Origin of the sequence: Nocardia sp. NRRL S-836, from assembly GCF_001279525.1 — a bacterium.
Lineage (GTDB): Bacteria > Actinomycetota > Actinomycetes > Mycobacteriales > Pseudonocardiaceae > Lentzea.
The window spans coordinates 1-13,683 of sequence record NZ_LGDY01000130.1; the positions used below are offsets into that span (position 1 = coordinate 1).

11 protein-coding genes and 1 pseudogene are annotated in these 13,683 nt (G+C 71.8%); 3 read left to right on the forward strand and 9 right to left on the reverse strand.

What is annotated here, in order from left to right; genetic code table 11:
- Nucleotides 1-802: 802 nt before the first annotated feature.
- The 9 genes and pseudogenes from ADL03_RS35920 to ADL03_RS35960 form a co-directional block, all read right to left on the reverse strand.
- Nucleotides 803-2,528 (reverse strand): annotated as a pseudogene (locus ADL03_RS35920) (1-deoxy-D-xylulose-5-phosphate synthase); the annotation flags it as partial.
- On the reverse strand, nucleotides 2,518-3,459 hold the full coding sequence (gene ispH / locus ADL03_RS35925) for a 4-hydroxy-3-methylbut-2-enyl diphosphate reductase (RefSeq protein ID WP_053738079.1): 942 nt from the start codon (nucleotides 3,457-3,459) through the stop codon (nucleotides 2,518-2,520). The pseudogene ADL03_RS35920 and the gene ispH, both read right to left, overlap by 11 nt.
- Nucleotides 3,460-3,478: 19 nt before the next feature.
- Nucleotides 3,479-4,453 carry a family 2 encapsulin nanocompartment cargo protein polyprenyl transferase gene (locus ADL03_RS35930; protein ID WP_197288942.1) on the reverse strand — a complete coding sequence of 325 codons (975 nt, stop codon included), beginning with the start codon at nucleotides 4,451-4,453 and terminating at the stop codon, nucleotides 3,479-3,481.
- A gap of 86 nt (nucleotides 4,454-4,539) precedes the next feature.
- Nucleotides 4,540-5,940: a family 2B encapsulin nanocompartment shell protein gene (locus tag ADL03_RS35935; protein ID WP_053738081.1), complete on the reverse strand. Its 1,401-nt coding sequence runs from the start codon at nucleotides 5,938-5,940 to the stop codon at nucleotides 4,540-4,542.
- A 36-nt stretch (nucleotides 5,941-5,976) separates the two neighbouring features.
- Nucleotides 5,977-6,987 (reverse strand): hypothetical protein, encoded by a 1,011-nt coding sequence (locus ADL03_RS47640; protein WP_157529597.1) that lies wholly within the window; start codon nucleotides 6,985-6,987, stop codon nucleotides 5,977-5,979.
- A complete protein-coding gene (locus ADL03_RS47645; RefSeq protein WP_053738083.1) occupies nucleotides 6,980-8,062 on the reverse strand; it encodes a hypothetical protein in 1,083 nt (360 codons plus the stop codon). Before ADL03_RS47645 ends, ADL03_RS47640 begins: the two co-directional genes overlap by 8 nt.
- Before the next feature lie 3 nt (nucleotides 8,063-8,065).
- On the reverse strand, nucleotides 8,066-9,466 hold the full coding sequence (locus ADL03_RS35950; protein ID WP_231642699.1) for a family 2B encapsulin nanocompartment shell protein: 1,401 nt from the start codon (nucleotides 9,464-9,466) through the stop codon (nucleotides 8,066-8,068).
- Between the two features lie 408 nt (nucleotides 9,467-9,874).
- Nucleotides 9,875-10,348: a heme-degrading domain-containing protein gene (locus ADL03_RS35955; protein ID WP_053738085.1), complete on the reverse strand. Its 474-nt coding sequence runs from the start codon at nucleotides 10,346-10,348 to the stop codon at nucleotides 9,875-9,877.
- Nucleotides 10,345-11,352, reverse strand: a complete 1,008-nt coding sequence (locus ADL03_RS35960) for a Gfo/Idh/MocA family oxidoreductase (RefSeq protein WP_053738086.1) — start codon at nucleotides 11,350-11,352, stop codon at nucleotides 10,345-10,347. Before ADL03_RS35960 ends, ADL03_RS35955 begins: the two co-directional genes overlap by 4 nt.
- A 37-nt stretch (nucleotides 11,353-11,389) precedes the next feature.
- Between ADL03_RS35960 and ADL03_RS35965 the strand changes: the two genes are divergently transcribed.
- From ADL03_RS35965 to ADL03_RS35975, 3 genes are read left to right on the forward strand one after another with little or no spacing between them, the layout of a single operon-like run.
- Complete coding sequence (locus tag ADL03_RS35965) at nucleotides 11,390-12,370, forward strand: ROK family transcriptional regulator (RefSeq protein WP_053738087.1); 981 nt, start codon at nucleotides 11,390-11,392, stop codon at nucleotides 12,368-12,370.
- 50 nt (nucleotides 12,371-12,420) lie between these two features.
- The gene (locus ADL03_RS35970; RefSeq protein ID WP_053738088.1) at nucleotides 12,421-13,212 is read left to right on the forward strand and encodes an AraC family transcriptional regulator; all 792 of its coding nucleotides are present in this window, start codon (nucleotides 12,421-12,423) and stop codon (nucleotides 13,210-13,212) included.
- Nucleotides 13,213-13,216: 4 nt separating this feature from the next.
- Nucleotides 13,217-13,615, forward strand: a complete 399-nt coding sequence (locus tag ADL03_RS35975; RefSeq protein WP_053738089.1) for a VOC family protein — start codon at nucleotides 13,217-13,219, stop codon at nucleotides 13,613-13,615.
- The last annotated feature ends 68 nt before the right edge of the window (nucleotides 13,616-13,683 follow it).

Here is a 13,683-nt window from a genome sequence, read left to right on the forward strand (position 1 = left end):
GCCTGGGGTGGTTCGGCTTGGGAAGCGTCGGCGGCGGGGTTGCCTCCGCACCGCTCCGCTTCCCGCGCCGACGCTTCCCAAGCCGACGCATCCAGCGCCGCCGCCGCGCAACGCCGCCCCGCCGCGCAACGCCGCCCCGCCGCGCAACGCCGCCCCGCCGCGCAACGCCGCCCCGCGGGCTCTGCACTGCCGAGGTTCGTCTCGCTTGCCACGCCGCGCGTCGCCGCCCAGTGCCCAGCGCACCGACGCCCAGCGCACCGACGCCCAGCGCCCAGCGCCCAGCGCACCGACGCCCAGCGCCCAGACCCGCCTCGCGCGGCCGCCTCGCGCGGCCGCCTCGCGCGGCCGCCTCGCGCGGCCGCCTCGCACGGCCGCGCCGCAACGCCGCAACGCGCCGCCGTGGGGCTCCGCACTGCCAGTTCGTCTCGTTTGCCACGTCTCGTGTCGCTGCTCAGTGTCCAGCGCTCCGCTGCCCAGCGCCCCGCCGTACCGTGCCGCGTTCCACCACGCACCGCCGTGCTCTGCACCGCCTCGCCTCGCCACCTCGCCCTGGGCTCGCAGCACCTCGCCTCGCCACCTCGCGGCACCTCGCACCTCGCGACACCTCGCCGCGGCTCGCGCCACCGCTCGGCGCCTTGCGCCGCCTCGCCTCGCGGTACCTCGCCGCGCCGCAAGCCTTGCGCCGCCGCTCCGCTCGGCGCCTCGCGCCGCCGTTCCGCACCATCCCGCCCACGCCAGGCCCGTTCCACACCCGGCCATCGGCCCACACGCCAGCTGGCGTCACGTCCCAGCGGTGGCAGCGATCGCCGTCGGCCGGTGGGTCACCGCACGCCGAGGCGTTTCAGCACGCTCGTCGTGATCCCGGCCGCGTCCAGGCCGTGGGCGCGCAAGATGCGGGCCCGTGAGTCGTGCGGCAGGAAGCGGGGTGGCAGTGCGAAGGTCGCCACGCACGTCGGGCCGCCGGTCAGCGCCTGGCCCAGCCGGGCGCCCAGCGCGCCGGTCGACGTCGTGTCCTCCACGGCGAGGACCAGGCGGAAGCCGCCGCTGTAGCGGACGAGGTGCGGGTCGAGCGGTGCGGTCCAGCGCGGGTCGACGACGGTGACGCGCACGTCGTGTGCCGCCAGTTCCCGCGCCGCGGCCAGGCAGGGGCCGGCGAGCGGGCCGACCGCGATCAGCAGCACGTCGGCGCCGGGGGTCTCGTGCAGCACGTCGAAGTGGCTCACGCGGCGCAGTGCCGGGACGTCCGGGCCGGCGGCGGCCTTCGGGTAGCGCACGACCGTGGGGCCGTCCGAGACCTCGACGGCCTCGCGCAGCAGCGCGGCCAGCGATGCCGGGTCGCGGGGTGCGGCCAGGCGCAGGCCCGGTACCACCGGGAGGATCGAGGCGTCCCACATGCCGTGGTGCGAGGCGCCGTCCGGGCCCGTGACGCCGGCCCGGTCGAGCACGAACGTCACCGGCAGGCGGTGCAGCGCCACGTCCATCAGCAGCTGGTCGAAGGCGCGCGAGAGGAACGTCGCGTAGATGGCCACGACCGGGTGCAGGCCGCCCATCGCCATGCCCGCCGCCGACGTGACGGCGTGCTGCTCGGCGATGCCGACGTCGAAGACCCGGTCCGGGTAGCGCACGGAGAACGGGCGCAGGCCGACGGGTTCGAGCATCGCGGCGGTCAGGCACACCACGTCGGGGCGGTCGGCGCCGATCGTCACGATCTCCTCGGCGAACACGTCGGTCCACGTGCGCGCTGGCACGGCACCGGACGCGCCGACCGCGTGCATGCGGTCGGTCTCGTCGGTCTCCGCGGCCTCGTAGCCCTTGCCCTTCACCGTCTTGCAGTGCACGACCACCGGCCGGTTGAGGGACTTGGCCTCCCACAGGGCGTTCTCGACGGCGTGCACGTCGTGGCCGTCGACCTCGCCGATGTACGAGAGGCCCAGCGCCTCGAACAGCCCGCGGGCCGAGCCGTCGAGCAGCGACGCCGCGAACCCGCCGGCGGTCGGGTCGTAGGAGCGGCCGTTGTCGTTGAGCAGCACCACGACCGGCCGCGACGAGCCGCCGATGTTGTTCAGCGCCTCCCAGCACATGCCGCCGGTCAGCGCTCCGTCGCCGACGACCGCGACCACCCGCCGGTCCGCGTCGCCGAGCTCGAACGCCTTGGCCAGACCGTCCGCATAGGACAGAGCCGTGGAGGCGTGCGAGTTCTCGATCACATCGTGCGCCGACTCCGCCGCCGACGGATAGCCGGACAGGCCACCGGCCTGCCGCAACGAGTCGAAGTCCGGGCACCGGCCGGTGAGCATCTTGTGCACGTACGACTGGTGCCCGGTGTCGAACAGCACCACGTCCACCGGCGACGAGAACACCCGGTGCAGCGCGATGGTCAGCTCCACCGCGCCCAGGTTCGGACCGAGGTGCCCACCGGTGCGGCACACCTTGCCGATCAGGAACGACCGGACCTCCGCGGCCAGCTCCGCGAGGTCGGCGGAGGCCAGTGCGCGCACGTCCGCGGGCGAGGTGATGTCAGCCAGCACCGCGCACCGCCGGCGGCAGTGTGAACGAGATGGTCTCGGTCGCCGTCGTGTGCGTGGACACCGACACCGCACCCAGCGCCCGCAACGTGGCCACCACCTCGTCGACCAGCTCGGGTGGCGCCGACGCTCCCGCCGAGAGCCCCACCGCCGACACGCCGGCCAGCCACGCCGGGTCGATCTCGGAGGCGTCGTCGACCAGGTGCGCGGGTGTGCCGGTGCGGGCCGCCAGCTCCACCATCCGCACCGAGTTCGAGGAGTTCTTCGAGCCCACGACCAGCACCAGGTCCGACTGCGCGGCCACCTCCCTGATCGCGATCTGCCGGTTCGTGGTGGCGTAGCAGATGTCGTCGGAACCCGGCCCGCGCACGTGCGGGAACTTCCGCTCCAGCGCCGCGACCACCTCGGCCGTCTCGTCCACGGCCAGCGTCGTCTGCGTCAGGTACGACACCGGCCCGGTCACCTCCAGCGCCTCGACGTCCGCGACGGTCTCCACGAGCACCATCCGCTCGGGCGCCTCTCCCAGCGTGCCCTCGACCTCCTCGTGGCCCGCGTGCCCGATGAGGACGATCGTGTCGCCGCGGTCGGCGAACCGCCGCGCCTCCGCGTGCACCTTGGCCACCAGCGGGCAGGTCGCGTCCAGCACGTCCAGCGACCGTTCGACGGCCTCGGCGCGCACCGCGGGGGAGACGCCGTGCGCGGAGAAGACGACCGTGGCACCGGGCGGCACCTCGGACAGCTCCTCCACGAACACGGCGCCACGGGCCTCCAGCCCGCGCACCACGTGGACGTTGTGCACGATCTGCTTGCGCACGTAGACGGGGCCGCCGCGCTGGTCGAGCAGCCGTTCCACGATCTCGATCGCCCGCTCCACCCCGGCGCAGAACGACCGGGGCGATGCGAGCAGCACCGAGCGCGGCGGGTGTTGGGTCATCAGGCGCCTTCCACGGGGGTCAGTGGTCTCGGTGGGTGACCAGTTGGGCGAGCGTGCCGAGCTCCACGGCCGCACGCGCGGTCGGCGAGGCCTCGCCGAGGTGCCGCAACGCCTCCGTGTGCAGCTCGTCGGCCTGGTCCTGGCTCCACGCGCGCCCGCCGGCGGAGTCCACCAGCGCCGCCGCCGCGGCCAGCTCGTCCGCCGACAGCTCACCGGAGCGGAAGTACAGCGAGGCCAGCTCGGCCGACGCGGCCGTGTCCGCCGTCAACGCCCGCACCACCGGCAGCGACTTCTTGCGGCTGTGCAAGTCGGTGTGCGCGGCCTTGCCCGTCACCGCCGGGTCGCCCCAGATGCCGAGCAGGTCGTCCACGTGCTGGAACGCCAGCCCGAGCTGGGTGCCGTACCCGCGCATCGACTCGACCTGCTCGTCGGACCCGCCGCCGTACAGCGCGCCCAGCGCCGTCGAGGCACCCAGCAGCGCGCCGGTCTTGCCCAGTGCCATCGTGACCACCTCGGTCACGGCCACGTCGGTGCGCGTCTCGAAGTCGAGGTCGTGGGCCTGCCCGTCGAGCAACGCCAGCACCGCGTCACCCAGCGTCCGGATCGCCTCCAGCGCCCGCGGGTGCCCGGACGCCGCGAGCACGTCCACGGCCAGCGCCTGCAACGCGTCACCGGCCAGGATCGCCGCGTTCACCCCGAACACCGTCCACGCCGTGGCCCGGTGCCGGCGCGTCTCGTCGCCGTCCATCACGTCGTCGTGCAGCAGCGAGAAGTTGTGGATCAGCTCCACCGCCACCGCCGCCGGGATCGCCGCCGCCGCCTTGCCGCCGACGGCCTCGGCCGCCAGCAGCACCATCGCGGGCCGGATCGCCTTGCCGCCGTTCTCCAGCACCGGGTTGCCGTGCTCGTCGCGCCACCCGAAGTGGTACTCGGCGATCACGCGCATCGACTCGGGCAGCTGGGTGACGGCCCTGCGCAGAGCCGGAGCGACCATGCTCCGGCTCCACGCGAGCACCTCGGCCGCGGGGCGTCCCGCGGCGAGCCGTTCTGTCCTCCCGGAGGAGATCTCCGCTGTCATGATCAGAGACCGATCTCCACGTTCTCCAGCACGCCCAGCGCGTCCGGCACCAGCACCGCGGCCGAGTAGTAGGTCGACACGAGGTACTTGAGCATCGCGTGCTCGTCGATGCCCATGAACCGCACGTTCAGGCCGGGCTCGTACTCGTCGGGGATGCCGGTCTGGCGCAGGCCGATGACGCCCTGCTTCTCCTCGCCGAGCCGCATCGCGATGATCGACGTGGTGCCGTTCCTGTTGACCGGGATCTTGTCGCACGGCGCGATCGGCACGCCCCGCCACGTCTGCAGCGGCCTGCCCTCCACCTCGGTGGGCGGCGCGTACAGGCCGCGTGCGGACAGCTGCCGCCCGAACGCCGCGATCGCCTTGGGATGGGCGAGGATCAGCCGGGTGTTGCGGCGCCGCGAGATCAGCTCGTCCATGTCGTCCGGCGTGACCGGGCCGGACCTCGTGCTGATCCGCTGCTTGAGGTCGGCGTTGTGCAGCAGGCCGAACGACCTGTTGTTGATGATCTCGTGCTCCTGGCGTTCGCGCAGGGCCTCGATGGTGAGCCGCAGCTGGTGCTCGACCTGGTCCATCGGCTGGCTGTAGAGGTCGGCGACGCGGGTGTGGACGCGCAGGACCGTCTGCGCCACCGACAGCTCGTACTCGCGCGGGCGCAGCTCGTAGTCCACGAACGTGCCGGGCAGCACCGGCTCGCCGACGTGACCGGAGGCGATCTCGATCTCCGCCTCGCCGTGCTTGTTCTGCGGGGCCGACGGGTGCGCCAGCTGCTCCGCGATGTGGCCGCGCAACGGCTCGATCTGGGCGCTGAGCTGGTTGAACACCGAACGCGGCAGCTCCACGACGGTCGTGTGCGTCAACGCGCGCGCGGTGAACCCCCACGACACCTCGGCACCGGACAGCACCTCGTTGTCACCGAAGTGCTCGCCGTCGGCCATCGTGCCCAGCGCCACGTCGTCGCCGTACTTGCCGCGGCCGGTCTTGGCGACCTTGCCGTGCGCGATGACCACGATGGTGTCGGCCGGGGTGTCGCGTTCGGCGATCACGTCGCCCGGCTGGTACTCGCGCTGCTCGAACCGGCTCGCGAGCGCGGTGAGCGCGTCCTCGTCGTCGAACCCGCACAGCAGCGGGAACTCGGCCAGCTCCTGCGGCACCGGGCGGACCTCGGAGCCGACGCTGGTGAACGTGACCCGGCCGTCGCCGATCGCGAACGTGAGCCGCCGGTTGACCCGGAAAGCACCACCCTTGGCCTCGACCCACGGCAGCAGGCGCAGCAGCCACCGGGGCGAGATCCCCTGCATCTGCGGTGCGGACTTGGTGGTCGTCGCGAGGTTGCGCGCAGCGGCCCGCGACAGGCTCCGCTGCTGGTCCTCGACCCCAAGACCCGGATCGATAACAGTCACTGCAAGTCCTGCCAATCTGTGGTGAGCGAAGGGAACTCAGCGAACGAGGACAGCGGCGGTGCCGAGTCCGGACGGTGCGTGGAAAGACCGTCGGGTGGGGGTGGGGGAGGAGCGGTACCGGCCGGAGCGCTGCGTCCACAGCAGCTCGCCGGCCAGCCACGACCGCATCGCCTCGGCGTACCGGGACAGCCCGGCCTTGGCTTGCGCGTCGAGGTCGTACTCGGCCGCGAGTGCCGGCAGCTCCGCCATGATCGCGCCGATCTGCCGCAGCCTGGCCGAGATCAGGTCGCCGACGACGCCCACGGCCTGCTGCAGCTCGCAGTCGAAGAACTGCCGCACCGCCAGCACCGCGCTCGCCGTGCTGCCGCCGGTCGCGTGGACGCGGTCGAAGTTGTAGATGTCCGTGCGCAGCGCGGGCACGTCGCCGAACGAGTCGACCAGCGCCCTCATCGTGGAGTTGCGCAGCAGCTCCTCGGGCAGGTCGGCCCGCGCCGCCTTGCGCACCAGCCGTGCCGACAGCTCGCCCATGACCGACTTGCGGCGCATCTCCACCAGGTCGATGGGATCGGGCACCCGGCCCTGGACGGTGTTGTGCAGCTCCCACAGCAACGCGTCGAGGTGGTCGAGCAGCAACGTGCGGTCGGCCTCGTCCGGCGTGCCGCGCGAGAGCAGGTCCGCGAGCCCCCTCTCGGCGGGGTGCAGCGGTGTCGCCGACGGGTTCGTGAGCACCGCCTTCAGCCGGGCCACGAACGCCTTGCCGCCCACGAGGTCACGGGTCCGCAGGAACCCGTCGAGGAACGCGTCGTCGACGTAGAAGCCCCAGACGCCCCAGTCGTTGACGTACTGCAGCTCGTCCTGGGCCAGTGCCGGGAACGTCAGCGGCATGAAGCCGCCGTAGTCCGCCGTGTCGTAGAACGCCTCGGTCCACGGGATCCCGGTGAACATGCCCATGTTCCGCGCCCACGTCCTGCTGCGCTGCCGCACGCGGTCCACGTGCGGCGAAAGCCGGGCCGCGTAAGGCATGTCGAACGTCGGCACCTCAACCACGGGCCACTCCCAGCCACGCGCCGGACGTGCCCAGGCCGGTCGGCCCGCGCAGGATCGTGCGGAAGAACGCGCTGTTGCCCGCGCCGCCGTCCTCGGCCTTGGTGTACCGGCCGGCGTGCAGGTGCCACTCGTGCCCGCCGGACTGCCAGTCCTGCAGGCCTTTCACGTACTTGAGCACGCGCGCCTGTTCCAGCGGGTCGGTCCCGTGCTCGGCGAACAACGCCGGCAGCTCGGTGAACACGGTGTTCTCGAACTGGTGCAGCCGGGAGGTCAGCAGGTTGTTCACCGCCTCCACGGCGGTCTGCGTGTCGTGGCCGAAGAACTTCTCGAAGACGAGCACCCCGTTGGAGTTCTCGCCCTCGCGCAGCACCTCGCGTTCGTAGGAGAAGATGTCGTTGCGCAGGTGGATCGCGTCGGAGAACGTGTCGGACAGCACCCGCAGCGGGCGGGTGCCCGCGATGGACGCGGGCACCTCGGCGGCTTCGGAGACCTCCACCAGGTTCGCCGACCACGGTGCGCCGCCGACCTTGCGGCGCATCTCGATGTACTCGATCGGGTTGGCGACCGTGCCGCTCTCGATGTTCTTGATCTCCCACATGCATTCGAGCAGCAGGTTGTGGGTGCTCGTGGTGAACCGGCGCCGCCAGTCCTGCGACATCAGCGGAATCGTGCGCTGCCACAGGTCGACGAGCCCGCGTTCGGTGGGGTTGCGCGGCTCCGGCGCCGGGTCCGTGCCGTTGATCGGCATGAACGCCGGCAGCCGGTCCAGGTACGCCTTCGCCCCCGTCACGTCCTTGGACTGCTTGAACTCCGCGAAGAACTCGTCGTCGAAGTAGAAGACCCAGACGTACCAGTCGGTGATGAGGTCGAGGACCTCCGCGGGGGCGTCGGGGTGGGTCCACGCGCACATGAACCCGTAGTCGTCGCCCGCGAGGACCTCCTCGGTCCACACGCCGGTGTCGAGCATGCCCATGTCCCGCGCCCACCGGGTGGAGTGGACGCGGGCCCGTTCGAGGTGCGGGCTCATCCGTGCCGGGTGCGGCACGTAGAACTCCGGCATGGTGAAGGAGGCCAACGCCTAGCCCTCGCGGCCGAGCTCGACGTGCTCCAGCACACCGATCGCGTCCGGCACCATGATGGCCGCCGAGTAGTAGGCGCTGACCAGGTAGTTGATGATCGCCTGGTCGTTGATGCCCATGAACCGCACCGACAGGCCCGGCTGGTACTCGTCGGGGATGCCGGTCTGGTGCAGGCCGATGACGCCCTGGTTCTGCTCGCCGACGCGCATGAGCACGACCGAGGACGTGCGGGTGTCCGAGATCGGGATCTTGTTGCACGGCAGCAGCGGGATGCCGCGCCAGGCGGGCACCTGCTGGCCGTTGAAGTCGATGTGCTGCGGGTAGACGCCGCGCTTGTTGAGCTCGCGGCCGAACGCCGCGATCGTGCGCGGGTGCGCCAGGAAGTAGTGGGGTTCCTTCCACACCAGCGAGATCAGCTCGTCAAAGTCGTCCGGGGTCGGCGGGCCGGAGCGGGTGTGGATGCGCTGCTTGAGGTCGGCGTTGTGCAGCAGGCCGAACGACCTGTTGTTGATGATCTCGTGCTCCTGGCGTTCGCGCAGGGCCTCGATCGTGAGCCGCAGCTGCTGCTCGACCTGGTCCATCGGGTGGTTGTAGAGGTCCGCGACGCGGGTGTGCACCTGCAGCACGGTCTGCGCGACGCTGAGCTCGTACTCGCGCGGCGAGAGCTCGTAGTCGACGAACGTGCCGGGCAGCACCGGCTCGCCCTCGTGACCGGAGGCCAGGTCGATGGCGGCCTCGCCGTACTCGTCCTGCGGCTTGCTGCGGTTGTTGAACATCTGCTGGATGTGTGCGCGCAGGCCGCCGGCCTCGCCGTTGAGGGCCTGGAAGTCCTCCCAGGACAACGTGAGCACGGTGACGGGGGTGACGGCCTTGACCGAGTACTCCCACTCGCCCTGCGGGCCGGCGAGCACGGTCTCGCCGAAGTACTCGCCGTCGGCCATGTTGCCGAGCACGGTCTCGCCGCCGTACTCGCCGGTGCCGATCTTGTCGACCTTGCCGTGCGCGATCAGCACGACCTGGTCCTGCGGACGGCCCTTCTCGACGATGACGTCGCCGACGCGGTACTCGCGCTGCTGGAAGCGGCCGGCCAGCGCGGCCAGCACGGCGTCGTCGTCGAACCCGCGCAGCAGCGACAGCTCGGTGAGCTCCATCGGGATGACGCGGATGTCGGCGCCGGTGTTGGTGAACGAGACACGTCCATCGCCGAGCGTGTAGGTGAGACGGCGGTTGACCCGGTACGCACCACCCGCCGCCTGCACCCAGGGCAGCACCTTGAGCAGCCAGCGGGAGGTGATCCCCTGCATCTGCGGAACGGACTTGGTGGTCGTGGCCAGATTACGAGCGGCGGCCGTGCCCAAACTCAGCTGCTGACGGCCCTCATTGAGGTCAGAATCCGTCACAGTCACAACTGCACCCACCCATCTCGACGCGCTAATGGACCAATCCGACTAAGCCGGAAGGGACGTTAGTTCGCGCGATTGTGCGCTGTGAAGCGGCCAAGAAGGCGACATTCGGGTGGGTGGATTAGGCCTGAAAGTGTTACGCAGCGTGCAACTCTTGACACGCCTGACCACAGGGGTGGCACCAGGGTGGGTGAGCAGGCGCTATTCGCACCGACGTGGAATCGACCGCTCGTTTGGCCCAGTAGGACCACCCTTTTGTGTGCATTGCACAAGGCGTTCCACTGCTATGGAACACCACTGCGAGTGGGTTGAAAACCACCCGAAGTGGTGTTCTTCAATATGCCGTGGTGTCGCCGGGGGTGGTGGTCGGTACAAGTGATGATTTTGTACCCACGGCTATTCGTGCTAAAACGCTCCGCGAGCGTTCAGGAACGTTTCCAGCGCGCTGACGACGAACGCGTGGTCCTCGGCCTGCGGCAGCCCGGACACGCCGACCGTGCCGACCGGCCCGGTGCCGCGGACGATCACCGGGAAGACGCCGCCGTGCGCCGCGTAGCGGTCGGGGTCCAGCCGCGACTCCGCCTCGAACGTCGTGCCCTTCTCGCGGAACGACGTGCCCACCTGGAACGAGCTGTGGCCGAAGAGGTCGACCACGCGGGCCTTGCGCTCCAGCCACCGGTCGTTGTTCGGCGCGGTGCCGGGCAGCGCGGCGTGGAAGAGCCGGTGTCCGTTGCGCCGCACCGAGATCGCGACCGGCAGCCCCTGCTCGCGCGCGGCCTGGAGCAGGTGCAGGCCGAGGTCGATGGCCGTGTCGTTGTCGAACGTGCCGAACTGCAGCCGCTCCTCCTGGGCGAGCAGCTCGTCGCTGGTGGGGGTCACAGGGTCACCACCCGGTTCTCGTGCGCGGACGTGAAAGCGGCCTCGATGACCCGCAGCGCGTGCACGGCCCCTGCCGGGTCGACCGGGATGCGCCCGGCCTGAAGCTCGGCGTAGAAGTGCTGGTAGGCGCCCCGTTCGACGGGAACCTCGGTGGTCTCGTCCACGACGCCGAGGCGGCCGGTGCGGGTCTCGGCGCCCCAGCCGGCGTCGGTCGGGCGGCGGCCGGCGTCGAGCGCGTCCTCCTGCTCGTCCAGGCCGTCCACGACGAACGCGCCCTCGCTGCCCAGGACGCGGAACCTCGGCCCGTGGTGCGCGGCGTGCGCGTTGGCCCACAGGTGCGAGCGGACGCCGTTCTCGTGCGTCAGCGCCACGAACACGTCGTCGTCGACCTGCACGCCGGGGCGGCGCAGGTCCAGCTCGGCGTAGACGTGCCGCACCGGGCCGAACAGCTGCAGCGCCTGGTCGACCAGGTGGGCGCCGAGGTCGTAGAGCAGCCCGCCGGCCTCCTCCGGTGCGCCCAGCTCACGCCAGTTGTCCCACACCTGCGGCACCCAGCGCTCGTAGCGGGACTCGAACCTGCGGACGTCGCCCAGGCGGCCGAGGACCTCGCGCACGGTCAGGAAGTCGCTGTCCCAGCGGCGGTTCTGGAACACCGTCAGCGGCACGCCCTTGGCCTCGGCCAGCGCCACGAGCTCCTGCGCCTGCGCGCTCGTCGGCGCGAACGGCTTGTCGACCACGACCGCGACGCCCTTGTCGATCGCGCGCCGCGCGTACTCGACGTGCGTGCGGTTCGGCGTGCCGACGACGACCAGGTCGAGGTCCAGCTCGAACAGCTCGTCCGCGGTGACGATCTTCGCCTCCGGGTGGGCCGCGCGGGCCTGCGCCTGCCGCTCCGGGTTCGCCGTCACGATCGCGACGAGCTCCATGCCCTCGGTCGAGCTGATGAGCGGGGCGTGGAAGACCCGCCCCGCGATGCCGTAGCCCAGCAGTCCCACACGTGTCATGCTCCCGATTAAAGCAACGCTGTTGCATAATTGCCACATGGACCTCGCGTCAGTGCGCTCGCACAACGACAGGACCGTGCTCAGGCTCGTCCGCGCAGGGGCGCTGAGCAGGGCGGACATCGCCGCCGAAGCCGGGCTCACCCCGCAGGCGGTGTCGAAGATCGTGGCGCGGCTGCTGTCGGCCGGACTGCTGGAGGAGACCGGCGCGGTCCGCGGTGGCGGACGCGGCAAACCCCGCATGGCGCTCCAGCTGCGCGGCGACGGGGCGTGCGCGTACGGCGCGTACGTCGACCGCGACGAGCTGCGGGTGGTCCGGCTCGACCTGGCCGGCACGCAGGTGTCGTCGTCGGTCGTGCCCCTCGCCCCCATGTTCGCGCCCGCCGACGTGCTGGACGCACTGGCGCCGCTGGTACAACCGGGGGAGAACGTGCTCGGGCTCGGCATCGCCATCGCGGGCCCGCTCGACTTCCGCGACGGCGTGGTCTCCCCGAACGGCCTGCCGGGCTGGTCGGCGGTGCCGTTGCGGGCACTGGCCGAACAACGGCTCGGGCTGCCGGTCGTGGTGGACAAGGACACGAACGCGGCGGTGCTCGCCGAGGCGTGGGCGCGGCCGTTGCGGGACGCGGCACTGGTGTTCGCCGGCACGGGCCTGGGCGTGGGCCTGCTGCTGGACGGCGAGCTGCACCGGGGCGCCCGGTCGGGTGCCGGCGAGTTCGGCCACACGACGATCCAGCTCGACGGGCCGCTGTGCGTGTGCGGGCGGCGTGGGTGCGTGGAGGCGGTGCACGCGGCGGCGGGGTCCGGTGTGGAGGCCGCACGGGTGCTCGGCGCGGCGGTGGCGAACCTGGTGCAGCTGCTGGACCTCGACCAGATCGTCCTCAGTGGACGGCGGGTGCTGGAGTCGCCGGAGCTGTACCTGCGGGCGATGCCGGACGTGGCCGTGAGCGTCTCGACGCACGGGCCGGACCTGGTGCCCGTCGGCGCCGGGCTGCTGGTGCTCGGCGAACTGTTCCGGTAGGACTCCGCGGACCACCCGCGTGCGTCGCGTGACGCACTACCATCGGTGGCGTGGACGTCGAGCACGTCGTCGGCCTGCCGCACCCGCGGCTGCGGCCGTTCGTGACGCGGTACTCCGGCTACCGGCTGCGGACCGCACCCGGCCTGCACCGCGGCCTGCCGTCGCGGTCGCTCACGCTCGTCGTCACCGTGGACGGCACGGTCGACCTGCCGGAGGGCCGGTTCGCCACACTGTGCGGCGGCCTGCACGACGAACCGGTGATCATCAGCCACGGCGGGTTCCAGCACGGCGTGCAGTGCGACCTCACGCCGCTGGGCGCGCGGGCGTTCTTCGGCCTGCCCGCGGGCGAGCTGGCCGGGACGACGGTCGGGCTGGACGTGCTCGACGCGCCGGCCGGTGAGCTGCGGGAACGGCTGCAGGGCGCGACGACGTGGCTGGACCGGTTCGCGCACCTGGACCGGGTGCTGGGCGGGCTGCTGAAGCCGGTCCGGCAGCAGGTCGAGGTGGCGTGGGCGTGGCGCCGGCTCGCGGACGGCGCGGGCGTCGGCGAGATCGCCGCCGAGGTCGGGTGGAGCCGCCAGCACCTCAGCGCGCGGTTCGCCGCCGAGTACGGGCTCACGCCGAAGGTCGTCGCACGGGTGATGCGGTTCGAGCGGGCGAACCGGATGCTGCGCGGTGAACGCCGGCCGACGCTGACCGAGGTGGCCGCGGCCTGCGGCTACACCGACCAGGCGCACCTCAACCGGGACTGGCGGGCGCTGTGCGGGGCGACGCCGACCGAGTGGATCACGGCGGAGCTTCCATTCGTACAAGGCAGCGGGGGGCCCGCCGTCGCAAGGTAGTGCCATGACAACACCCGCACCCACCTGCTGGCCCACGCTCACCTACCGCGACGCGCCCGCCGCGATCCGGTTCCTGGTGGAGGGGTTCGGCTTCCAGGAGCACCTCGTCGTCCCCGGCCGAGCCGACGGCGAGGTCGTGCACTGCGAGATGGTCTGGCCGGAGGGCGGCGGCGTGATGCTGGGCTCCGCGCAGCGTTCCGCCGGCGAGACTGGGGCGACCGCGGCCGGTGCGGCGTCCGTGTACGTGGTGACCGACCGGCCGGACGAGATCCACCGGCGGTGCCTCGAACAGGGCGCCACGGAGGTGCGCCCGTTGCGCGACGAGGACTACGGGTCGCGCGGGTTCACCGTGGCCGATCCCGAGGGCAACCGCTGGAGCTTCGGCACCTACCGCGGTGCTTGAGCGGTCCGCGCAACCTTCTCGCGCCGCGCGGAGTCTCCTGGTGTGGAGAGGTTCACATCCAGGGGAGG

What these genes read in the sequence shown, in the direction of transcription:
- ispH (WP_053738079.1), bottom strand. Translation starts at nt 3,459, where the DNA reads ATGACCCAACACCCGCCGCGCTCGGTGCTGCTCGCATCGCCCCGGTCG.
- ADL03_RS35930 (WP_197288942.1), bottom strand. Translation starts at nt 4,453, where the DNA reads ATGGTCGCTCCGGCTCTGCGCAGGGCCGTCACCCAGCTGCCCGAGTCG.
- ADL03_RS35960 (WP_053738086.1), bottom strand. Translation starts at nt 11,352, where the DNA reads ATGACACGTGTGGGACTGCTGGGCTACGGCATCGCGGGGCGGGTCTTC.
- ADL03_RS35965 (WP_053738087.1), top strand. Translation starts at nt 11,390, where the DNA reads ATGGACCTCGCGTCAGTGCGCTCGCACAACGACAGGACCGTGCTCAGG.
- ADL03_RS35975 (WP_053738089.1), top strand. Translation starts at nt 13,217, where the DNA reads ATGACAACACCCGCACCCACCTGCTGGCCCACGCTCACCTACCGCGAC.